The organism is Nocardia sp. NPDC004168, assembly GCF_040610355.1.
Classification (GTDB): domain Bacteria; phylum Actinomycetota; class Actinomycetes; order Mycobacteriales; family Mycobacteriaceae; genus Nocardia; species Nocardia sichangensis.
The window spans coordinates 38,668-60,587 of record NZ_JBEXME010000004.1 but is presented as its reverse complement, the minus strand read 5'-3'; the positions used below and the strand labels follow the sequence as shown (position 1 = coordinate 60,587).

The 21,920-nt window shown below is 67.8% G+C and carries 21 protein-coding genes; 7 read left to right on the top strand and 14 right to left on the bottom strand.

All coding sequences use genetic code 11. From position 1 onward, the window contains the following. Nucleotides 1-73: 73 nt before the first annotated feature. Nucleotides 74-592, bottom strand: coding sequence for a hypothetical protein (locus tag ABZW96_RS09765; protein ID WP_355073094.1), 519 nt, complete (start codon nucleotides 590-592; stop codon nucleotides 74-76). Between the two features lie 324 nt (nucleotides 593-916). On the opposite strand from ABZW96_RS09765, the gene ABZW96_RS09760 reads away from it, so the two are divergent. Together ABZW96_RS09760 and ABZW96_RS09755 are read left to right on the top strand one after the other, a co-directional pair. Then, on the top strand, nucleotides 917-1,480 hold the full coding sequence (locus tag ABZW96_RS09760) for a DUF4282 domain-containing protein (protein ID WP_355073092.1): 564 nt from the start codon (nucleotides 917-919) through the stop codon (nucleotides 1,478-1,480). 236 nt (nucleotides 1,481-1,716) lie between these two features. Then, nucleotides 1,717-2,559: a helix-turn-helix transcriptional regulator gene (locus tag ABZW96_RS09755; RefSeq protein ID WP_355073090.1), complete on the top strand. Its 843-nt coding sequence runs from the start codon at nucleotides 1,717-1,719 to the stop codon at nucleotides 2,557-2,559. A gap of 24 nt (nucleotides 2,560-2,583) precedes the next feature. Here the strand turns inward: ABZW96_RS09755 and ABZW96_RS09750 are convergent, their stop codons facing one another. Then, nucleotides 2,584-3,012 carry a MarR family transcriptional regulator gene (locus tag ABZW96_RS09750; protein WP_355073088.1) on the bottom strand — a complete coding sequence of 143 codons (429 nt, stop codon included), beginning with the start codon at nucleotides 3,010-3,012 and terminating at the stop codon, nucleotides 2,584-2,586. A gap of 85 nt (nucleotides 3,013-3,097) precedes the next feature. Here ABZW96_RS09750 and ABZW96_RS09745 point away from each other — a divergent pair, with 85 nt between their 5' ends. Next, nucleotides 3,098-4,564 (top strand): MFS transporter, encoded by a 1,467-nt coding sequence (locus ABZW96_RS09745; protein ID WP_355073086.1) that lies wholly within the window; start codon nucleotides 3,098-3,100, stop codon nucleotides 4,562-4,564. A 171-nt stretch (nucleotides 4,565-4,735) separates the two neighbouring features. On the opposite strand, the gene rfbC is transcribed toward ABZW96_RS09745, so the two are convergent. Further along, nucleotides 4,736-5,284 (bottom strand): dTDP-4-dehydrorhamnose 3,5-epimerase, encoded by a 549-nt coding sequence (gene rfbC, locus ABZW96_RS09740; RefSeq protein WP_355073734.1) that lies wholly within the window; start codon nucleotides 5,282-5,284, stop codon nucleotides 4,736-4,738. A 2-nt stretch (nucleotides 5,285-5,286) separates the two neighbouring features. Further along, nucleotides 5,287-6,159 carry a glucose-1-phosphate thymidylyltransferase RfbA gene (gene rfbA / locus ABZW96_RS09735; protein ID WP_355073084.1) on the bottom strand — a complete coding sequence of 291 codons (873 nt, stop codon included), beginning with the start codon at nucleotides 6,157-6,159 and terminating at the stop codon, nucleotides 5,287-5,289. A gap of 225 nt (nucleotides 6,160-6,384) precedes the next feature. Between rfbA and ABZW96_RS09730 the strand changes: the two genes are divergently transcribed. Continuing rightward, nucleotides 6,385-7,374: an alpha/beta hydrolase gene (locus ABZW96_RS09730; protein ID WP_355073082.1), complete on the top strand. Its 990-nt coding sequence runs from the start codon at nucleotides 6,385-6,387 to the stop codon at nucleotides 7,372-7,374. A 273-nt stretch (nucleotides 7,375-7,647) separates the two neighbouring features. Here the strand turns inward: ABZW96_RS09730 and ABZW96_RS09725 are convergent, their stop codons facing one another. Beyond that, nucleotides 7,648-8,355 (bottom strand): hypothetical protein, encoded by a 708-nt coding sequence (locus ABZW96_RS09725; protein ID WP_355073080.1) that lies wholly within the window; start codon nucleotides 8,353-8,355, stop codon nucleotides 7,648-7,650. 307 nt (nucleotides 8,356-8,662) lie between these two features. Here ABZW96_RS09725 and rfbB point away from each other — a divergent pair, with 307 nt between their 5' ends. Further along, the gene (gene rfbB / locus ABZW96_RS09720) at nucleotides 8,663-9,679 is read left to right on the top strand and encodes a dTDP-glucose 4,6-dehydratase (RefSeq protein WP_355073078.1); all 1,017 of its coding nucleotides are present in this window, start codon (nucleotides 8,663-8,665) and stop codon (nucleotides 9,677-9,679) included. Between the two features lie 36 nt (nucleotides 9,680-9,715). Here the strand turns inward: rfbB and ABZW96_RS09715 are convergent, their stop codons facing one another. Next, a complete protein-coding gene (locus ABZW96_RS09715; protein ID WP_355073076.1) occupies nucleotides 9,716-11,308 on the bottom strand; it encodes a DUF2142 domain-containing protein in 1,593 nt (530 codons plus the stop codon). Further along, complete coding sequence (locus ABZW96_RS09710) at nucleotides 11,305-12,279, bottom strand: glycosyltransferase (RefSeq protein ID WP_355073074.1); 975 nt, start codon at nucleotides 12,277-12,279, stop codon at nucleotides 11,305-11,307. The genes ABZW96_RS09715 and ABZW96_RS09710 overlap by 4 nt, the downstream gene beginning before the upstream one ends. 147 nt (nucleotides 12,280-12,426) lie before the next feature. Between ABZW96_RS09710 and ABZW96_RS09705 the strand changes: the two genes are divergently transcribed. After that, entirely contained in the window at nucleotides 12,427-12,963 is a 537-nt protein-coding gene (locus ABZW96_RS09705; protein WP_355073072.1) for a GtrA family protein, read from the top strand. A gap of 134 nt (nucleotides 12,964-13,097) precedes the next feature. Next, the gene (locus tag ABZW96_RS09700) at nucleotides 13,098-15,008 is read left to right on the top strand and encodes a glycosyltransferase (RefSeq protein ID WP_355073070.1); all 1,911 of its coding nucleotides are present in this window, start codon (nucleotides 13,098-13,100) and stop codon (nucleotides 15,006-15,008) included. A 102-nt stretch (nucleotides 15,009-15,110) separates the two neighbouring features. Here the strand turns inward: ABZW96_RS09700 and ABZW96_RS09695 are convergent, their stop codons facing one another. The 7 genes from ABZW96_RS09695 to ABZW96_RS09665 form a co-directional block, all read right to left on the bottom strand. Next, the gene (locus ABZW96_RS09695; protein ID WP_355073068.1) at nucleotides 15,111-15,962 is read right to left on the bottom strand and encodes an NAD(P)-dependent oxidoreductase; all 852 of its coding nucleotides are present in this window, start codon (nucleotides 15,960-15,962) and stop codon (nucleotides 15,111-15,113) included. A 143-nt stretch (nucleotides 15,963-16,105) separates the two neighbouring features. After that, nucleotides 16,106-16,822, bottom strand: coding sequence for a hypothetical protein (locus tag ABZW96_RS09690; protein WP_355073066.1), 717 nt, complete (start codon nucleotides 16,820-16,822; stop codon nucleotides 16,106-16,108). Between the two features lie 56 nt (nucleotides 16,823-16,878). Continuing rightward, nucleotides 16,879-17,925: a ribosome small subunit-dependent GTPase A gene (rsgA, locus tag ABZW96_RS09685; RefSeq protein ID WP_355073064.1), complete on the bottom strand. Its 1,047-nt coding sequence runs from the start codon at nucleotides 17,923-17,925 to the stop codon at nucleotides 16,879-16,881. A gap of 273 nt (nucleotides 17,926-18,198) precedes the next feature. Further along, nucleotides 18,199-19,215, bottom strand: a complete 1,017-nt coding sequence (locus ABZW96_RS09680; protein WP_355073062.1) for a glycosyltransferase family 2 protein — start codon at nucleotides 19,213-19,215, stop codon at nucleotides 18,199-18,201. Nucleotides 19,216-19,285: 70 nt separating this feature from the next. Further along, nucleotides 19,286-20,122: an ABC transporter ATP-binding protein gene (locus ABZW96_RS09675; RefSeq protein WP_355073060.1), complete on the bottom strand. Its 837-nt coding sequence runs from the start codon at nucleotides 20,120-20,122 to the stop codon at nucleotides 19,286-19,288. A 10-nt stretch (nucleotides 20,123-20,132) separates the two neighbouring features. Then, nucleotides 20,133-20,957, bottom strand: coding sequence for an ABC transporter permease (locus ABZW96_RS09670; RefSeq protein WP_355073732.1), 825 nt, complete (start codon nucleotides 20,955-20,957; stop codon nucleotides 20,133-20,135). A 282-nt stretch (nucleotides 20,958-21,239) separates the two neighbouring features. Further along, nucleotides 21,240-21,842 carry a bacterial proteasome activator family protein gene (locus ABZW96_RS09665; protein ID WP_355073058.1) on the bottom strand — a complete coding sequence of 201 codons (603 nt, stop codon included), beginning with the start codon at nucleotides 21,840-21,842 and terminating at the stop codon, nucleotides 21,240-21,242. Nucleotides 21,843-21,920 lie beyond the last annotated feature (78 nt).

Genomic DNA, 21,920 nt, shown 5'->3' with positions numbered 1-21,920 from the left:
CCGGTCGCAAACAGGCCGGGTAGCGCGGGCCCGGCCCGCGATCAGCAGGTGAACTCGCTCAGGGGTGCGTTGCTCAGCAGGCGATGGTCAGCTTGGCGCGGCGCGACGTGGTGGCGGCGCGCACGGCCGCGGCGATCGCGACGACCGGCGGAACCCAGCGGGCCTCGCCGGGCGCGACGCCCCAGCAAGCCGAACCGGCCGAGAGGTGGGTGGGCGGCAGCGGGATGCCCGCGCCGTCGGTGTACACGGTCGCTCCGGCCTCGCGCAGCGCCTCGAGCGCCATCGCCGCCTTGCGGACGCCCGTGACCAGGTGAATCTCGCGACGCTCCGTGCCCGGGATCTCGATAACCGCACCCGACAGGTTGTTCGCCCGCAGGAAGCGGCGGACCTCGCCGGCCAGCTCGCCGGTGACCTCGATGCCGGACAGGTCGTCGTCGGTGATCAGGCTCAGACCGTTGGCCGTTTCGGCGACCGTCCACCCGCGCTGGTTGTAGTCCTGCGCAGCGGCGGTCAGCTCGGCCGCCGTGACGGAAGTCGGAAACGTGGTGCGCACTGTCTTCTCCATTCCCCGGTAGATCTCTGGGTCCTGCATTCATGGGTCGTATCGGCGGGGGACGCCGTGGGCGTTACGGGTTCTCCGAAAGAATTTCCAGAGTGTCGCCTACGTCTCATTTCCGGAAGGTTCGTCCGGGTATCGCCGGGCATCCCGAGGTGGCTCGCCATGCTTGCCACGCAGCTACTTTCGGCCGTGGACCTGGCCACTCGCTGCGCCGGAGCTGTGAGATCGCTGTGGGGTGGGCGTGATGGGTGTTGCGGGTGCGAAAACATACCGGGGGCGTGTGTTTCCGGCTGGATCCCCCCGCCCCGGACAGGGAGGATTCTCGGCATGAGCGTCAGGCTCGAAGGAGGACCCGGCATGAGTGACGAAGCCAACGGACCCGGCGCGCCCGCGGACGCCGACGAGTACGAGGCCGAATCGCGCTGGATCACGTGGAAAGAGTCGGCGGCCGAGCGGTTCTCCAGGTCCGCTCCCGACGAAGAGCAGCCCGCCGAGCCGTTCCGCAGCCCGCGCGCGTTCGCGCAGTGGAGCGCCGCGGCCGCGCGCGCCCTGCTCGACGTGCAGTTCCACCGCCCGGCTACCGGCACTCTCTTGCCGCTGGCCTACATCCTGGGACTGGTGTTCGCCTTCGCCGTGCCCATCACGTTGACGGTATCGGCGTGGCGGGTGTCCGCGGTGCTCGGCGTGCTCGCCGCGGTGCTGGGCGTGCCGCTCGGCCTGACCATCGCCGCCGCCGTGCGCCTGATGCTCGAGTTCCTGGTGAACGCCTCGCGTCTGGCGACCAGGGTGGAGCACATCAGCGAGTTGGCCGACGACCTGTTCCAGGCGTTGTCGGACGTGGCCGAGCCGGTCAACCAGCTGTCCGAAGACGTTCGGGCGGTGCAATTCTGGCGCTTCCGCAAGCGAAACCCGCGCAGGTAGGGACGAAATCGCGTCGTGCGGAAGTAGTTTGACTCGCAGGGGCCACCGGCCTGGCTGGGACACGCGCCGTGACCGCTGCGAGCTTCACTGTGAACAATGCTGTTCGGATACCCGGCATCCACCTCGGGTGTCCGAGGGCGTGCCGCGTCGCAGACCGAGGATGGTTCACGGTGCGCGCGGTGCAGGGCGAACAGGGGGGAAGCATGGCTTTACCGCAGGGAACGACCGGATCGACTATGCCGCGGCGGCAGCTCGGCAGGCATTTGCGTGATCTGCGCAACCGGGCCGGGATGACCACGCGGGTGGCCGCGCAGCAGTTGGAGTGGTCGGAGGCGAAGATCTGGCGGATCGAGACCGGGCAGACCTCGCTGCGCGGACTCGATGTCGAGGCGATGTGCAAGGTCTACGGCGCGCCGCCCGACCTGCTCGAACCGCTGCGCGCGTTGGCGCGCGACACGAAGGCCAAGGGCTGGTGGACCACCTACGGCGACGTGATCGCGGAGGGCTTCGACGTCTATATCGGGCTGGAAGAGGCGGCCACCAGGCTGTCCACCTACGAGAACGAACTCCTACCCGGCCTGCTGCAAACCGAGGGCTACACTCGCGCGCTGTGCACGGCGGCGCACCCGGAGTTGGCCGCGCACGAGATCGACCGCCGGGTGCGCTTGCGCCAGGCCCGGCAGACCCTGGTCACCCGGGCCGACGCGCCGCTGCGGCTGGACGCGCTGATCGATGAGGCGGTGCTGCGACGGCGCATCGGCGGCCCGGCGGTGACCGCCGAGCAACTCGACCATCTGCTCCGCATGGCGCAGCTGCCGAACGTCCGGATCCGGCTGGTGCCCGCGGATTGCGGCTATCACGACGGCATGGCGTCGGGTCGTTTCGTGCTGTTGGAGTTCGCCGAGGCGGGTTCCGGCGAGCGGCCGGAACCGCCGGTGGTCTACCTGGAGACATTCACCGGACCCGTCTACGTGGACAAGGAGCACGAGATCGCGCGCTTCCGAGCGGCGTTCGCGAGCATCGAGGCGGCGACGATCGACGCGCGTGAGCGCATCGAGGACGCACGGAAAGCGCTCTGAGTAAAACGCTTCAGGCCGCGCTGATCAGCACTTCGGCGGCCCCGGCAATCCCCAGGTGTCGCTCAATACCGCCCGGTGGGTGGGCAGGGCCCGGTCGTAGACCTCGCGGCCCTTCTCGGTGAGGCAGACGAACACGGCGCGGCGGTCTTCCGCACACATGGTGCGCTGAACGAGGCCGTCGCGCTCCAGCCGTGCCACGGCCCGCGACAGCGCGCTCTGGCTGAGGTAGATGTCGTTGGCGAGGTCGCTCATCCGGTAGTCGCCACAGTTCGCGTCGATCAGCCGGTCCAGCGTCTCGAATTCGCTGAGACCGATGTTATGACCGTTCTGGAGCGCTTTCTCGAGCGCACAACTCACCGCCGCGTGCCGGTCGAGCAGCTCACGCCACTCTCCAACCAGCCCGGCCGGCGCGGGAGCGCGCCGGGCTGTGCTCACGGTGGTCGGCTTCGACATGGCCCCATCTTAGTGGGCACGGCATGTCCATGCAACCGCATTAAATGTGTTGGCATTTAATGCGTGCGCATGTAATGTTCCCCGCATGACTTCACCAGCAACGCTCTCGGCCGCTCAGGCGACCGATCCGACCAGATGGTCAGCCCGGCTCTGGGGCATGCTGATCACGCTGTGCATCGTGTTGTTCCTCGACGGTCTCGACGTCTCGATGATCGGCGTCGCGCTGCCGTCCATCGGCACGGAACTCGATCTGTCCACCTCGACCCTGCAATGGCTGGTCAGCGGTTACGTCCTCGGGTACGGCGGTCTGCTGCTGCTCGGCGGCCGCACCGCCGACCTGCTCGGGCGGCGCAAGGTCTTCCTGATCGCGCTCGCCGTCTTCGCGGTCGCCTCGCTGGCAGGCGGTCTGGTCAGCTCCGGTCCGCTGCTGATCCTCACCCGCTTCGTCAAGGGCCTCGCCGCCGCGTTCACCGCACCGACCGGCCTTTCGATCATCACCACCAACTTCGCCGAGGGCCCCGCCCGCAACAAGGCGCTGTCCATCTACACGGTGTTCGGCGCGGGCGGCTACTCCATGGGCCTGCTGTTCGGCGGTCTGATGACGGGCGTCGGCTGGCGCTGGACGTTCCTGCTCCCGGTGCCGATCGCGCTCGCCGCGCTGGCCGCGGCCTACGTGCTGGTGCCCAAGGACAAGCCGGCCGAGGAAGGCGGCCACGACCTGTTCGGGGCGCTGCTGTCCACCGCCGCCATGCTGCTGCTGGTCTACACCGTGGTCGCCGCGCCGGAAGCCGGGTGGGCGTCCGCGCGCACCATCGGTTCGTTCGTCGCGGTCGCCGCGCTGTTCGCCGGATTCGTCGCGGTGGAGAAGCGGGTGCGCTACCCGCTGGTGCGTCTCGGGATCCTGCGCAAGTCCTCGCTGGTCCGGGCCAGTCTCGCGATCGTGGCGGTGGCGGGCTCCTACTTCAGCTGGCAGTTCATCGTGACCCTGTACATGCAGGACACTCTCGGTTGGTCTCCGCTGAAGCTGGCCATGGCGCTGCTGCCGGTCGGTCTGCTGGTCGTGCTGTCGGCCTTCTTCTCCGACCGACTCGTCGATCGTTTCGGCACCGGGCCGGTGATCGCGGTGACCATGACCGTGATGGCCGTCGGTTACCTGCTGTTCCTGCGGTTGGACACCGCACCCTCCTACCTGACCATGCTGCTGCCCGCGGTGCTGCTCATCGGCATCGGGTGGGTCGGCTTCCCCGCCATCAACATCCAGGCCACCAACGGCATCGATGACGAGGAGCAGGGTCTCGCCGCAGGCGTGCTGCAGACGTCCATGCAGGTCGGCGCGGCCATCGTGCTCGCGGTGACCACGGCGATCATCGCCTCCGGCGCACACGCCGACATCTCGGCCGCCGGGATGCTCGACACCTACCGTCCCGGTCTGGAGTTCGCCGCGGGCGTGTCCATCGTCGGCGCGCTGGTCGCCCTGCTGGCCTTCGTGCCGCGATTCCGCGGCCGGGAGCAGGCGGCGGACGAGGTGAAGGAACTGGAACTCGTCGCCTGACTGCCGTGCCGCCGAGCGCTGTCACCCGTATCGGGTGGCGGCGCTCGGCGCTATGCGGCCTCGCTGAGCCCGGACTTCCGGACTGCCTTCGCGCCGCTCGGCTCGGCGCGGACCGCGTCTGCTGCGCGTCTCACCACGCTCGGCTCGGCGCGGGCGATATCCTCATGCCGCTCATGAGAACGGCGGGGCCGCGGTGTCTTTCGCGGAGCGGACGAAAGTGAGTTCCCGGCCGTCGCGCCCCACCCGCGGCCACTCGATGCCGAGCGTGGGATCGAACGCGTCGATATCGTGGTCGAACTCCGGCTGATACTCCAGGGAGCACAGATACGTGACCGTCGAGCCGTCCTCCAGCGAGAGGATCGCGTGGCCGAGCCCTTCGGACAGGAACACCGAGCGCCGGTCGACGTCGTCGAGCAGCACGCTGTCCCAGCGGCCGTAGGTCGGCGAGCCGGGGCGCAGGTCGACGACCACGTCGAGGAAGGCGCCGCGCACGCAGGTCACGTACTTGGCCTGTCCGGGCGGGTCCTCGGTGTAGTGGATCCCGCGCAGCACCCCCGCGGCCGACACCGAGCAGTTGACCTGTCGCAGGTCGAACGGCCGCCCGGTCACCTTCTCGAACTCCGAGGCTTTGAACCCCTCGAGGAACATGCCGCGACTGTCGCCGTGCTGGCGCGGCGTGATCACCCACGCGCCCGGCACCGCGAGTTCCCGGAACTCCATGCTCACCAGTCCCGTCCGCGTTCGAGCAGATCGAGCAGGTAGCGGCCGTAGCCGGAGCGGACCAGCGGCTCGGCCAGCGCGCACAACCGCTCGTCATCGATGAAGCCCATCCGCCAGGCCACCTCCTCGGGGACGCCGATCTTGAGGCCCTGCCGTTCCTCGATGGTGCGTACGTAATTGGCGGCGTCGAGCAGGGAATCGAAGGTACCCGTGTCCAGCCAGGCGGTACCGCGGGCGAGCACGTCCACGCTCAGACGATCCTGTTCCAGGTAGGCGCGATTGATGTCGGTGATCTCGTACTCGCCACGGGCGGACGGGCGCAGCGACCGGGCGATCTCCACCACGTCGTTGTCGTAGAAGTACAGCCCTGGAATGGCGTAGTTCGACCGCGGCGTCTTGGGCTTCTCCTCGATGGACACCGCGCGTCCCTCGGTGAACTCCACCACGCCGTAGGCGGTCGGGTCGGACACCCAGTAGGCGAACACCGCGCCGCCGTCGATTCCGTGGAAGCGATTGAGGCTGGTGCCGAGGCCGGGGCCGTGAAAGATGTTGTCGCCGAGCACCAGTGCGGCGCAATCGCCGCCGATGTGGTCGGCGCCGAGGACGAAGGCCCTGGCCAGGCCGTCCGGCTCCGGCTGGACCACGTAGCTCAGGGACAACCCGAACTGCGTGCCGTCGCCCAGCAGCCGCCGGAACGCCGCCGCGTCCTCGGGCGTGGTGATCACCAAGATGTCCCTGATCCCCGCGAGCATCAGCGTGGAAAGGGGGTAGTAGACCATGGGTTTGTCGTAGACCGGGACCAGCTGCTTGCTCACCCCGCGCGTGATCGGGTGCAACCGGGAGCCGGTGCCGCCCGCCAGAATGATTCCGCGCATGCCTTGGAGTCTGCCAGTTTCGCGGCTCCGGGATTCGGTGAGGTTCCGAGTAGTCCTCGATTCGGTTACGGGCGTTCCGCGGCGGCGGGCTTCGAGCGATTCTGTTGCGTAGGTCACGATGCGCATGGTGTTCTGAAAAGACACTGTGTGAGATGTCAGCGCCGACAGCTCGCCTGGGCACGGTCCGGTCGTGATTCGGCGCGCCAGTTGTGAGGTAGGTGCGCGATGTCGACCAGAGACGGCGAGCCCGGTGCGGTGATGAATCCGAACGGCCCCAGCGCGCAATCGCGTCTGCTGCTGGCCACTTGCATGGGCGTGGTCCGCCCGGTGCTGCGAACCTTCCCGGTGACGAGGACGACCATCCCGGTCGGCGCGGCCACCGTCGACGGGCTGGCGCGGCTGCGTCCTCGACCGCAGGGGATCGATCGAGAGCAGGTGTCGCTGCACGGCATCCGCCTGGAGATCATCCGCCCGGCCGGTGCGTCGCGTGCGTTGCGCCACGGCGCGGTGCTGTACATGCACGGCGGTGGCTTCGCGATCTGCAGTACCCGTAGTCATCGCCCGGTCGCGGCGAGCCTGGCCCGCCGCACCGGTCTGCCCGTGATCAACGTCGAGTACCGCCAGTTGCCCCGGACGCGGATCAGCGATTCGGTGGGGGACTGCCTCGCGGCCTATCGCTGGCTGCTGCGCCATGGCGCGGATCCAGGGCGGATCATCTTCGCGGGTGATTCGGCGGGTGGATACCTCACCTTCGCGACCGCCCTGCTGGCACTGGAGTCGGGGCTGCCCGCACCGGCCGGGTTGGTCGGCTTGAGCGCGCTGCTCGACCTGGACTACGCGGCGAAGCGAGACTACGTGAACGTCGCGCGCGATCCGTATATCCCGCTGTCGGCGCTGGAAGCGGTGGTTCGCATCGGCGCGGAGGTCGACGGGACGCTGGATCCGAGCCTGTCGCCGGTCAACGCGGTGCTGTCCGCGCTTCCGCCCGTGCTGCTGGTCGCGGCCGAGGACGAGGTGCTGCGCTTCGATTCCGAACTGATGGCGCAGCGGCTCACCGCGGCGGGCGTGCCGAACGCCTTGGAGTTGTGGCGCGGCCAGGTCCACGCCTTCATGAGCATCGCGCCGAATCTGCCGGAGAGCAGGGCGGCGCTGGCGCGGGTCGCGCGGTTCGTGCGGGCCAGGATCGAAGGGGACCAGCGGGCTCGGACGGCGTAACCGGTCGGGCCCTGCCCAGGCGAGCCCCGCCCCGCATCAGACGGGACGGGGCTCGCGTCTGTGCGGGGGTGGTGCGCTGCTCCGGGCGAAATTATTTCCGAATCGAAGTTATCTGTCCTTGATAGCCGAGGTCACGACGTCGCAATCTTGGCGCTTCACTTTTTGTTCAGGATTAGTTAACTTTCGTTCGCGGCGGCAATGAATGAAGCCCCGTCCGCGTGGACAGCGCGGAGGGGGCTTCGATTCGTTTTCAGTTGTCCGTACGGTCGCGGATTACTTCGGGGCGACGAACGGCTGGTTGATGGTGGTGAAGTACTGGATCGCAGCACCGATGGCGACCGGGGCGGTGATCAGCAGCTGGCCCGCGAGGGTGCCCAGCGCGCCGACGGCGATGATGCCGCCGAGGCAGCCGATGGCCGCGGCCGGGATGAACGCGCCGAACAGGCCGACGATGGCCGCCGAGGCGACGGTCGCGCCGGCGATGCCGCCGAGCACGCAGCCGACGGCGCCGCCGCCGATGCCGCCGACCAGGGTGCCGATGGTGGCGCCGGTCGAGATGGTGTCCTTCATGCGGTTGAAGGCGGCCTGCTCACGGTCGTACTCGGACTTCCAGGGCGCCTTGTCCTCGAACGGCAGGGCGACGGGCTTGTAGGTCGCGTGCGCCATGTCGAACTGGGGGGTCAGGGTGGCGGTGTGGTCCGCGATCTCGGCAGCGATCGGGAACTCGAAGTCATCCACCCGGAAGGTCATCGGCATGCCGGTCAGCACGTTGCCGTTGGCCGCCTTGACCTTGAAAACGCCATCCTCGACGACCATGGATCCGGCATCGGTCGTGATGATGGACTGGGTGTCGGTCGCGTGAGCGGTGAAGTTCACCGCGTCATCGGCCTCGGCGGCCGGAGCCGCGTTCACGGTGCCGGCGGTGACGCCGAGGGCGGCGATCAGCAGTGCCGACGTCGCGGCGAATTTCCTCATCAGCATTTTGTTTGGAACCTCGATTGAAGCGTTCGGAGGGGACTAGACGAGCAAAATCTAGACCAGCTAACGCGTGGTGAACCCCTTGTGACTGTTTATTCAAATTTTGTTCACCATCGAGACCCATGGCTTGGTGGGGTCGCGGAAATAGGGGCGCTGACCGGGCTTTTCCGTGCAATATCAATCTGAGGGTTCCAATCGATGGGAAGTCAATGAGACGAATGTCACAGATCGAAAACCTGGGAGTTCGGTTTGGCCGCACGGGGTTTCGAGTCCGTCGCCGGTGCGGCGGGCCCCCACGTACAGTCATGGGGTGCGATTGCTCGTCACCGGTGGCGCCGGATTCATCGGCGCGAACTTCGTCCAGCAGACCGTGTCCGCCCACCCGGATACGGCCGTCACCGTCCTCGACGCCCTGACCTATGCCGGGAACCGAGCCTCGCTCGACCCGGTGGCCGATCGCATCGAGTTCGTGCGCGGCGACATCGCCGATCTCGACCTGGTCGACGAACTGGTCAGCGGCGTGGACGCGGTGGTGCACTTCGCCGCGGAGTCGCACAACGACAACTCCCTCGCCGAGCCGTGGCCGTTCGTGCAGACCAATATCGTCGGCACCTATTCCCTCCTGCAGGCCGTGCGCAGGCACGACGTGCGCTATCACCACGTGTCGACCGACGAGGTCTACGGCGACCTCGCCCCGGACGATCCGGCCTTCACCGAGACCACCCCCTACAACCCGTCCAGCCCGTACTCGGCCACCAAGGCCTCGAGCGATCTGCTGGTGCGCGCGTGGACCCGCTCGTTCGGCGTACGCGCCACGATCTCCAACTGCAGTAACAATTACGGGCCCTACCAGCACGTGGAGAAATTCATCCCGCGCCAGATCACCAATCTGATCGATGGGGTCCGTCCCCGGCTCTACGGGGCGGGACACCAGGTACGCGACTGGATCCATGTCGACGACCACAATCGCGCCGTGTGGGAGATCCTGCGCCGGGGCCGGATCGGGCAGACCTACCTGATCGGCGCCGACGGCGAACTCGACAACAAGTCCGTGGTGCAGATGATCCTCGCGGAGTTCGGCCGCGACCCCGACGATTTCGACCACGTGACCGACCGGCCCGGCCACGACCAGCGCTACGCGATCGACGCGACGTTGCTGCGTTCCGAACTCGATTGGCGCCCCCGTTACGCGGACTTCCGCGCCGGACTGGCCGCGACGATTCAGTGGTACCGGGACAACGAGAACTGGTGGCGCCCGGACAAGGCCGCCACCGAGCACGCCTACCTCGCCGCGGGCGAGCGGACTCTCAGCGCGGCGGGCGACTGAAAGGCGCCCCGGGAGATACCCGAGACGCCGCGCCGCTCAGCCCCAGACGATGGTGTAGTACTTCGCCGCCGCCGCGATCAGCGCCACGCTCGTCGCCACCAGCACGGTGACGGCCGGGCCCACCGTCGGGGTCTTCCCCGCGGAGTCCGTGAGCCGCAGCGGCATCCAGCGCAGCAGCACCGCGAGCGTCACGATCGCCAGCGGCACGAAATAGCGGCCCTGCACGCCGTCGATGATGTAGTAGCCGACCGGCGTGAACGACATGTACAGCGTCACGTAGATCATCGCGACGCTCGCGGCCATGGTGAGCGCGACGATCAGGGTGCGGCGGAAGGCCGGGACGGTCATCCGTTCCGCGATGCCGATGCTCACCGCGAACGCGAGCAGGCAGGCCAGCATGGCGATGGCGGGCACGTCGACGTAGGCGAAGCCGAGTTCACCGAAGAACTGGCTGAACCAGCGCTGGTCGCGCAGGGCGATGCTCTCGCCGAACACGTGCACGAACTCCGGTGGATCGCGCAGGATGCCGCTGAGCTGGTCGCCGGGACGCACCGAGTGCCACTGGTGCGGCGGCCGCATCAGGCCCATGCCGTCGCCGGTCGGCGCCGCGATCTTCATCCACACCGCGAACGCGAGCGCGCCCGCCGCGGCGAACACCCACGGAATCCCGCGCCGCCACCCGCTGAATCCGAATCGGTCGGCGGGCACCAGGGCGACCAGCAGCGCGAGCAACACATAGGTGGGCTTGCTCACCGGCAGCATGATCGTCGCGGCCAGCAGCGCGCCGATCTCCACCCGGCCCAGTCGCATGCCGAGGAACATGGCCTTCACCAGCAGCGCGGAGACCAAGATGGCCAGCGCGTTGGTCATGGTGTCGGCGGTCACCGTGCCCGCCTGGAACACCGCGATCGGCAGCACGGCGACGGTGAACGCCAGCCACTGCACCCGGTGCGCGCGCAAGGCGTACAGGCCGAACCCGACCACAGCGAGATAGGCCACCAGTCCGGCGAACCGGGTGAGCAGGAGCAGGCCACCCACGTTCAGCCCGAAGAGTTCGCCGAGGCGGATGCCGATAGCGGCCGGAATGTAGGGGATCGGCGAGTAAGCCGCGGTATTGGTGAACCACACCGGTTCGGTGGCGTCCGAGACCGCGGCGCCGGTCAGTTGGTCGTAGCGGGCCGGGTCGGCCACCATGGGATCCGGCTCGTCCGGATTGGTGGAGTAGTCCCGCAGCGCGTAGCCCATCAGCTCGGTGATGCTGGACGGGACGTCGCCGCCGTAGGCGATGCCGCGATCGTCGTGGATCCGCTGCGGCAGGAACCCGCCGTGCGCGACCTGGTAGGCGCGACCGAACTGGGTGATCTCGTCATGACCCCAGAACGGCGGGGTGAGAACGGTGAACAGCGCACCGAAGATCGTCGCCAGCAGGGTGAATGCGATCGTCGCCGCGCCCAGGCGCGTCACCACTCGCTCCGCGAGACCTTTCGCCGACCGGTCCGTGCCGGTGGTCGCCGCCTCGGCGTCCACAGCCGGTAGCGGGGCGGTGTCGGTGGCGGGTAGCGGCGCGGTGTCCGAACGCTCGCCCAGATTCTCCTCCGGCGTCGCGGCCCGATCCGCCGAGGTCGTCAACGCCCGGCTCCGCCGTTGCTCGCGCTGCGCGGGTCCTCCGCGCCCACCGCGGTGTAGCGCAGGTAGACCAGGCGCGCGGCCTCGTGGCGGGAGCGCCGGATGCCGTCGAGGATCAGTCCCGCGGTCCAGGCGAGGCTGCCGAGCAGCAGCAGCGTGAAGGCGAGGAACAGCGTCGGGAACCGCGGCACCGTGTGGGTGTTGTAGAACTCGACGACGATCGGAATGGTCAGGACGATCGAGACCAGCCAGCTCAGCGTGCCGAACAGGCCGTAGAACGCGACCGGCCGCTCGTGCCGGGCCAGCCCGATGATCAGGGCGAGGATCTTGAATCCGTCGTGATAGGTGCGCAGCTTGCTCTCGCTGCCCGCCGGACGATCACGGAAGCCGACCGGCACCGCCGTCCGCGGCACCCGCAGGTGCAGGGAATGCACCGTGAGCTCGGTCTCGATCTCGAACTCACGAGACACCGCCGGAAAGCTCTTCACGAACCGGCGGGAGAACACTCGGAAACCGGAGAGCATGTCCTCGACGTTCTCGCCGAACACCTTCCCGACCACGCCGTTGAGCACCTTGTTACCGGTCTCGTGGCCCGCGCGGTAGGCCGAGGCGCCCTCGTCCTGCTTGCGCACGCCGAGCACATGGTCGTAGGGGCCGTCGAGCAACGTCTTGATCATCAGCGGCGCGGCGGACGCCTCATAGGTGTCGTCGCCGTCGACCATCAAGTACACGTCCGCCTCGATGTCGGCGAAGGCGCGGCGCACCACGTTGCCCTTGCCCTTGGTGTGCTCGTGGCGCACGATCGCTCCGGCCTCGCGTGCGCGCTCGGCGGTTTTGTCCGTGCTCAGATTGTCATAGACGTAGACGACGATTCCCGGCACGGCGGCCTGCAGATCGGCCACGACCTTGGCGATCGAGGCCTCTTCGTTGTGACACGGAACCACGGCGGCAATACGGAGCTCGGTGGAGTCCACCCGGGTCAATCCTCGCGATCGGTGGTGAATGTGGGAACACGGGGAGGGTACAGGGAACTCACAGTTTGCGCGTGGCCGACCTCACCGTGTGCGGAGGCGGAATTTCCCCGCGCGGGCGCTTCGGCGCTCCTGCGGTACCGTCGGGCCGTGCCATCCAGTGAGTCCACCGCGCCCGCGGACGAGCCAGTGACGCAGGAGACCGAAGCGATCGTTCGCAAGGTGCTCACCGCGCTGCGCAGAGGCGGGGCTTTCCTGGTGGTCGGCGCGATCGGGTTCCTGGTGGACGCGGGCACGTACAACCTCCTGGTCTTCTGGGGTGGCGAGGGCGTGCTCTATCACTACCCACTGCCGGCAAAGATCATCGCGATCGCGGTGGCCACGGTGGTGACCTATTTCGGCAACAAGTGGTGGACCTTCGCGCACAAGCGGACCGACAATCCCGGTCGCGAATACCTGTTGTACGCGGTGTTCAACGTCGTCGCGATCGGCCTGCAACTGGGCTGTCTCGGCTTCTCCCGCTACGTGCTCGACCTGTCCAGCCCGCTGTCGGACAACATCTCCGGTACGTTGATCGGGCAGATCGTGGCCGTGGTGTTCCGGTACTGGGCCTATGACAAGTTCGTCTTCACCGGAGCGCGAGCGGGTACCGGCAGCGCCACCGACAACGAATCGGCGAACGTTTAGCAATGCTTCGAGCACACGTCGGCGTGGCCGTACGGCGGGCAGCCGCACAGGGCGGTTGATATCCTCACCCCCGCCGTGAAGGCATCGAGGGGCGTGTCTGTCCCGTCCGGCACAATGAGAATTTCGAGGATTTCATGGATCAGTCGGCTATCGAGGCCGTTACCGAAACAAACGATCGCTCGACGGCCGCTGAGGCGCCTGCCGCGCTGCGCGCCGACCATCGGGCGCCGGACCGGCTCGTGCTCCAGCGCGGTATCTTCGCCGGTCCGTCGGCGAAGGTGAGCGACGAGCTGTACGCCGTCGTGAAAGGTGGCGCGCACCGAGAACGCCAGACCCTGCGTTTGGACAAGGGCGCGACCGCGCACACCAACACCTATTTCGGCCGGTTCGCCGCGAGCTACTGGCAGCGCTGGACCACGGTCACCGATGTGCGGGTCAGCATGGTGCTCGACGTCGCCGCCAAGGCGAACATCCGTCTGGTGGCCTCCGACATCGCCGGTCACCGCAGGATCATCGACACCCAGCGGGTCGACGCGAGCGGTTCGGTCACCCTGACCGCCCCGCTGGACCAGTACGTCGACGGCGGCGCGCTGTGGCTGGAGTTCGACGCCATCGGCGGCGCGCTCGGCATCGCGGAGTTGAGCTGGACCGCCGTCGCGCCGGAACGCGTCCGTCCGGTCGCCATCGCGATCTGCACCTTCAACCGTGCCGAGGACTGCGCCGAGACGGTCGCGGCGCTGTCCTCCGACCCGACCGTGCTCGCCGCGATCGACGCGGTGTACGTCGTCGACCAGGGCACCGATCTGGTCGAGAACCGGCCGCGTTACCAGGAGGTCGCACCGGTCCTCGGTGAGAAGCTGCGCTACCTGCGTCAGCCCAACCTGGGCGGCGCGGGCGGCTTCACCCGGGGGCTGTATGAGGTGTCCGCGGTCAACGAGCACGCCGACGTCATCCTGATGGACGACGACATCCTGTGCGAACCGGAGACGGTGCTGCGCCTGAACGCGTTCGCCAACCTGACGGTCGAACCGACCCTGGTCGGCGCGCAGATGCTGTTCCTGCTCAACCCCGACTACCTTAACGTCGGCGCCGAGGAAGTGCATCTGAACCGGCTGCGGCACGGCCAGAAGGTGCCCAAGGCGCTGCGCAACACCAGCATGTTGAAGAAGAACCAGGAGCGCCGCGTGGACGCGGGCTACAACGCCTGGTGGACCTGCCTCATCCCGGCCGAGGTGGTCGCGAAGATCGGCCTGCCGATCCCGATCTTCTTCCAGTGGGACGACGTGGAGTACGGCATCCGGGCGCGCGAGCACGGTTTCGTCACCGTCACGCTCCCCAACGCCGCGGTCTGGCACGCGGACTTCTACTGGAAGGACTACGACGACTGGGCGCGCTACTTCAGCACCCGCAACTCGCTGATCGTCGGCTCGCTGCACACCGAGCTGGACGGTAAGGACATCTCGGGCCGGCTGTTCCGGGAGATGTCCGAGCAGCTGGTCGCGATGCAGTACGGCTTGGTGCACACCACCCTGCAGGGCATCGAGGACTTCTTGAAGGGCCCGAAGGTATTGCGGGACGGCGGTATCGAGGCGCTGGCCGCCGCGCGGACCAGCCGGGCCGACTACGCCGAGACGATCAAGCATCCGGCCTCGACGCCGCCGGTCCCTTCCGCGGACATCCAGTTGCGCCGTGCCGGTGGGGAACCCAGCCGCGCGAAGCTGGTGCTGATCAAGCGCGCGATCAATCAGTGGCTGGGCCGCACCCAGCACGGCATCATCGGCGTCACCAGGGAAGACGCCTACTGGTGGCATGTCTCGCTGTTCGACCACGTGGTGGTCACCGACGCCTCGCAGTCCGGCGTCCGGGTGCGTCGGCGCGACAAGGCCCGCGCGCTGCGGCTGCTGCGTCGGATGGTGCGTGTGCTGCGTCGCCTGCGCCGTGAGCTGCCCACGGTCCAGGCGCAGTACCGCGCGGCCATGCCGGAATTGACCAGCCGCGAGAATTGGGAGCGGTTGTACGGGATCGAAGGTCAGCGCGACCGCTGAGTTCGTTGGTACATCGGGGACGGGCTGACCAGCCCGTCCCCCATTGCAGCCGCGAACGCTGCTGCCGCGGCAGCTGAATCCGGCCTGAAGACGCGGAGAGGCCTACAGGAAGAGGTCGGTGGTGAGTTCGCCGTCGCCCGGGGTGACGCGATACTTGTCCAGGTCGGTGATGCCGTGGGCGGCCAGGACATCGTCGTCGATGAAGAAGTTGCCGCTGGTTTCCTTGCCGGGCGAGGTGAGCACCAGGTAGGCGGCGTCGGCGTAGATGTCGGGGGTGCGCGAGGTGGAGACCATCTCCTCGCCGCCGAGCAGGTTCTTCACCGCCGCGGTGGCGATCGTGGTGCGCGGCCACAGTGAATTGACGCCGATGCCGTCGCCTTTGAGCTCCTCGGCCAGCCCCAACGTGGTCAGCGACATGCCGTACTTGGCGATCGTGTAGCCCAGCGCCATGCCCGCCCACTTGGGGTCCAGGTTCAGCGGCGGGGACAGCGTCAGGATGTGCGGGTTGCGCCCGGCCTTCGCCGATTCGCGCAGATGCGGGATGCTCAGCTTGGACAGCAGGAAGCTGCCTCGGCAGTTGATGTCCTGCATCAAGTCGTATTTCTTCATCGGCAGTGCGTCCGTGGGGGACAAGTCGATCGCGGAGGCGTTGTTCACCACGATGTCGATGCCGCCGAACCGCTCGACCGTCTGGCGCACCGCCTCGGCCACCGACTCGTCGACGCGAACGTCGCCGACGAACGGCAGTACCTGCCCGCCCTCCGCCTCGAGTTCCGCGGCGGCGGTGTGGATGGTGCCCGGCAGCTTGGGATGCGGCTGATCGGTCTTCGCGATCAGGGTGATGTTGGCGCCGTCGGCCGCGGCCCGCTTGGCGATCTCCAGCCCGATGCCGCGACTGCCGCCGGACATGATCATCGTCCGGCCCGCTAGCGGCTTGGATCCCGGTTCCGTCATCTGACCTGCTCCTTCGTTTCCGCCGCAGGCATCAGCCCGCGGCTGTACGCGCTTGCAGACTAAGCGTAAACCCGCTCGTTATGCACCCAGTTGCATAGGTGGTGCGAAGAGAGGGCACCGGCGTGCCGGTGCCCTCTTCCGGTTCAGGCCGTGGCGGCGATGAGCACGATGTTCAGTAAGAACATCAGGCCGACCAGGGCCCAGACGATGTACAGGAACAGCAGGCCCGGCGCTTTCTGCGGAACCGGTCCGATCGCGCCGTTGAGGAAGATCACAACCGGCGGCTTGTAGTAGAACCGCGCGGCCTGTCCCTCGGCGATCGGCACGGTCACGTTGGCCGAACCCATGTCGAACAACCACGGGGTGGTGACCCGGACGTGGTACTGGCCCGGGCCGACCGGAATGTGGTTCGCGCCCCAACGGGTGTTGGGCACCCGCTGTCCGTTGACCAGGATCTTCGGCTTGGTCAGCCCGAGCATGAACGTCCAGAGCGAGTACGAGGCATCGATGGTGATGCCCGGCGGATCGGCGGGCCTGCCGTAGCCCTGCGGGCCGAACTGCTGCGGTTGACCGTACGGTTGCGGCTGACCGAACTGTTGCGGCTGGCCGTAGGGCTGCGGCTGCCCGTACTGCGGTGCGGGCTGGGCGAATTGGGGCGCGGGCTGCCCGTATGGCGACTGGCCCACCTGAGGTTGGGCGAGATGCGGTTGGCTCGGATGCTGCCCCGCGGGCGGCGCGTACTGCGCGGGCGCCTGCTGAGGCGGGTACTGGCCGACTGGCGGCTGCTGACCGAATGTCGGCTGTCCGGGCCATTGGCCGGGCTGCTGACCGGGTGGCGGGTACCCGCCGGGCTGACTCATCTATCCCTCCCAGATAGCGAACGATGCGAAGGGCACCCTACCGTGCCCCCGCTCGATCAGCGTCGCGAGTTCCGCTCCCGGAACATCTTGCGGTGCTGCTTGCTGATGTCCCGCCAGGCTCGCTCGCGTTCGGCTTGCAGCCGTTTGTCGGTGCGCGCCCGCATCCACTCGTTCTCCCGGGCCAGCTTGTCGTAGCTGTCGAGCCTGCGCTGGGTGAGTTCGCCGTTGTCGATCGCCTCCCGCACCGCGCACCCGGGTTCGCCGTGGTGCGCGCAATCGCCGAAACGACACTGGGCGGCAAGGGTTTCGATGTCGCTGAAGGTCTTCTCGATGCCTTCGGCGGCATCCCACAGCCCGACGCCGCGCAGCCCCGGCGTATCGATCAGGGTGCCGCCGCCGGGCAGCGGGCGCAGCTCCCGGTGCACCGTGGTGTGCCTGCCTTTCTTGTCGGTGTCGCGAACCGCGTTGGTGGCGAAGACCTCCGCGCCGAGCAGCGCGTTGGCGAGAGTCGACTTCCCAGCACCGGAGGGTCCGAGCAGCGCGACGGTGCCGTCGAGCAGCGCCGTGAGCACGTCGAGCCCGAGGCCGGTGTTCGCGCTCACCTCGAGCACGGCAGCGCCCGGCGCGACGGCGCGTACCTGGGCGAGCGGGAGGTCGTCGGCCGCGTCGGCCTTGGTGAGCAGCACGATCGGCTGGGCATTGCTCTCCCAGGCCAGCGCGAGCATGCGTTCGATGCGGCCGAGATCCACGTCGCCGTCGGCGGCGGCACAGATCAGCACGGTGTCGACGTTGGCGGCGAGCACCTGGCCCTGGGACCGGCCGGAGACCGACGATCGCATGATCGCCGATCGGCGCGGCAGCAACCGGCGCACCGCCGAGGTGGCGTCGACGGTCACCCAGTCGCCGGTGCACAGCCCACTGACCTCGGAATCCGGGCGCGGGCAACGAGCGCGGGCGAGCCCGTCGGGCGTGGCCACATCGCATTCGCTGCGGTCCATGCGGATCACTCGCGCGGGCACACAGTCTTCCTCGATCATCGAGGCGTACTGCGTGGCAACGGCTTCGGTCCAGCCGTAAGGGACGAGAAGGTCGTGGACGACCATGATGGAAGGAGTCCTTCGTCGGGCGCCGAACCCGACGAAGGGTTCAGCGAGCGGAGAATGAGGTGGAGTTTCGTGTGGCGGCATGACCGACGTCAGCTCGCCTGAACACGACAACCCGAACGTTCCTCGTCACGGTCCACACCTCCTTGCCTCTCTCGCAGTTCTGCCCACTCTTGCACTCGACTCCGGCTCCGCACAACCGAATTACCGATTCGGGTCGGAAGCGCCACGCATCGGACTGATCCGAGGCGCCGCGCGGGCGACCTTCCGAGCTCAGTCGGGCTTGCCGAACTGCTCGTGGCGGCCGAGTGAGCGTAGGTGGAACCATTCGCGCAGGCCGGCCGGGTCGCGGCGGGTGACGAGGAAGAACCAGGAGAAGCGAACCCACTCCTGGGGCAGCAGTTTCCGCATACCCGGCTGCGACATCAAGTAGCCGCGGTTGCGGTAGGTGAAGTAGCGCTTCACCGGATCGTCGGGATATTGCGTGTGCATCCGGCCGCCGAGAATCGGCTTGAACTCCGCCGCACCGTTGGGATGCAGATATGCCGTCTGCAGGCAGGTGCCGAACGGCAGCCCGGAGCGCACCAGCCTGCGATGTACCTCCACCTCGTCACCGCGCACGAACAGGCGCAGGTCCGGCACGCCGATCACGTCGACCGCCCGCGCGGAGATCAGCGCGCCGTTGAACAGCGAGGCGATGCCGGGCAGGAAGTCGTCGTCGCCGAGTTCCGAGCGCAGCCTGCGCCAGACCACGCCGCGGCGCAGCGGGAAGGCGAGACGGTCGGGTTCGTCGATATCGCAGACCACGGGCGAAACCTCGACCAGACCGTGCCGGTTCGCGCAGTCCAGCAGGGTGGACAGCACGTCGGGGCCTTCGGGCCTGCCGTCGTCGTCGGCGAGCCACACCCAGTCCGCGCCGATGCTCAACGCGTGCAGCATGCCGAGCGCGAACCCGCCCGCGCCGCCGAGGTTGTGCGCCGAGCCCAGGTAGGTGGATTCCACCGGCTGGTCGCGCACCAGATCGGCGACTTCGGTCTCGTTGCCGTTGTCCACCACGATCAGGTGGTCCACCGGCCGGGACTGCGAGGTGACGACCTTCAGTGACTCGGCGAGCAGTTCGCGGCGCTTGTGCGTGACGACGACGGCAACGATGCGCGGCTGCGAATCCGGGTCCGGCGCCGCGGATTCCGCGGCGGGATCGGCGAGCTCGACGGCATCCTCCGGTGCGGAGCCGATCCGGGCCTGCGCCCCTTCGTCGATCGGGGTGTCCTGCCCGGTCGGCTCACTCATGCTGTGGCCTTCCCGGCATGTGCGGGGCCCTCCGTGGTCACGCTTCGCTGCCGCCTCCGGGCCTGACCGCTCATGCCTGATTCCGCTCCAATTCTCGATCTGATTTCTCGCCCCGCTCCGCTTCCATCTCGCGCAGCACGGTCGCGACGTGATTCCCCGCCTCCGGCCCCTCATAGGCTCGCACCACTTCTTCGATGCCGCCACGCAAGCGGATCTGGCCGTGGTCGATCCACAACGCCGTGTCGCACAACTGCGCGAGGAATTCGTTCGAATGGCTGGCGAAGACCAGGATGCCCGAACGCGCCACCAACGACTGCAACCGCTTGCGGGCCTTCTTCATGAATTCCGCGTCGACGGCGCCGATGCCCTCGTCGAGCAGCAGGATCTCGGGATCGATCGAGGTGACCACGCCCATCGCGAGGCGCACCCGCATACCGGTGGAATAGGTGCGCAGGGGCATGGACAGGTATTCGCCGAGCTCGGTGAAATCGGCGATCTCATCGATCTTCGACAGCATCTGCTTGCGGGTCTGTCCGAGGAACAGTCCGCGGATGATGATGTTCTCGTAGCCGGAGATCTCCGGGTCCATGCCGACGCCGAGGTCGAACACCGGAGCCACCCGCCCGCGGATGCGCGCACTGCCCCGCGACGGTTCGTAGATGCCCGAGAGCAGGCGCAGCAGCGTCGATTTGCCCGCGCCGTTGTGCCCGACCAAGCCCACCCGGTCGCCCTCTTTCAGCGACAGGTTGATGTCCCGGAGGGCCTCGACCACGACGACGTCGGATTTGTTGCGTCCGATCGCGCCGCCGGCTTTGCCGAGGAACGCCTTTTTCAACGACCGCGATTTGGCGTCGAAGATCGGGAATTCGACCCAGGCTTCCTGGGTCTCGATACTCACACGACTCATCGGGGCGCTCCTATACCCAGTACGGTACGCGCGAACGGAACTGCTTCATCGCGAGGATCGCCACGATCCAGCCCAGCAGGGTGATCACGCCGACGACCAGCCAGTGCCGCAGTTCTTGCGGTTCGCCGAGCAGGGGCGCCCGGACGATTTCGAGATAGTGGAACGTCGGCACGAGTTCGGCCAGCTTCGCGCGGTCGCCGTTGTTCATCTGCGATTGCAGAGTCTTGGTCGTCCACATGACCGGGGTCAGCACGAACAGCATCAGCGTCGTGCTGCCGAGAATCGGCGCGATGTCGCGGTAGCGCGTGCTGAAGATGCCGAACACGATCGACACCCACATCGAATTCAGGAAGATCAGCGCGATCGCCGGAATCGCCATGAGGCTGGCCACCCCGAGATGGCGCCACACGCCGAACGCGGCGAGCATCACCACGTAGATGACCATGTTGTGGGCGAAGAAGAGCAGTTGCCGCCACACCAGCCGGTAGACGTGCACGCTCAAGGCCGAAGGAAGCTGCTTGATCAGGCCCTCATTGGCGATGAAGACCTCCGAGCCCTCCAGGATGCTCGCGCTGATCACGTTCCAGATGATCAAGCCGACCGTCACGTAGGGCAGGTACTCCCGCAGCGGCTGGCCGAGCAGCGCCGCGTACAGCACACCCATCGCGACGGCCTGCAAGCCGGTGGCGATGGTGATCCAGAACGGACCGAGCACCGAGCGCCGGTAACGCTGCTTGATGTCCTGCCAGCCGAGCGACAGCCACAGCTCCCGCTGCGCGAAGCCGACCGCGAAGTCCTGGAACGCGCGCCGGAACGTCTGGGAGTCCGGCACGATCTTCGCCACGGTGGCTCCGGCGTGCAGGGTCTCCGTCTCCGGTGTTGCCGCGCTCACCGGGTCCTCCGGTGAGTCGTCGCCGGAACGCTCCGTGTGCTCGGCCGAGGGGGTCGGCGAGCTGTCATCTGAACGTGCTTGGTCATCGGAACCAACTGAGCTCTCTTCAGGACGCACCGCACTCGGATCGGAGACCGAGTCGGAGCGAGCGGCAGCGGCGGGCACGGTGCACGAGACTACCCCGGCCGCTTCCCGCCGCCGCGTGGCACACGCGCGTCGCCGGTCTCACAGGTACTGGCCGGAACCGCCGGTGACGTGACCGGCTTGACCGCCGCGCGGGTCGGCGGCGTTGAGGCCGGGCGGCAGCGCGCCTTGGCGCATCTGTTCGAGCTGGGCGCGCGCGGCCATCTGCTGGGCGAACAGCGCGGTCTGGATGCCGTGGAACAGGCCCTCCAGCCAGCCGACCAGCTGGGCCTGCGCGATCCGCAGCTCGGCGTCGGTCGGGACGGCGTCGTCGGTGAACGGCAAGGTGAGCCGCTCGAGTTCCTCCCGCAGTTCCGGGGCGAGGCCCTGCTCCAGCTCCCGCACGGAGGACGTGTGGATCTCCTTCAGGCGATTGCGGCTGGCCTCGTCCAGCGGGGCGGCGCGCACCTCCTCGAGCAGCTGCTTGATCATGGTGCCGATGCGCATGACCTTCGCGGGCTGCTCGACCATGTCGGCGAGCGATTCGCCGGAGTCGTCCCGATCGCCCGACTCGTCCTTGTTATCGTCGGTCACGACCTGCGCGGTGAAGGGAGCCCCCGGTCCGGCCGCCGCCGGGATGGCCAACGGCCTGCCGTCGGGTCCGACAACGACGATGTGGTCCGGTGCCTCGTCCGAGTGCGTCATGGTCCCTATCATGTCGTGTTCGCTCCGAACGCGCTAAGCCGGTGTTCCGCGGACGGGGCACACTGGGCAGGGCGCGGC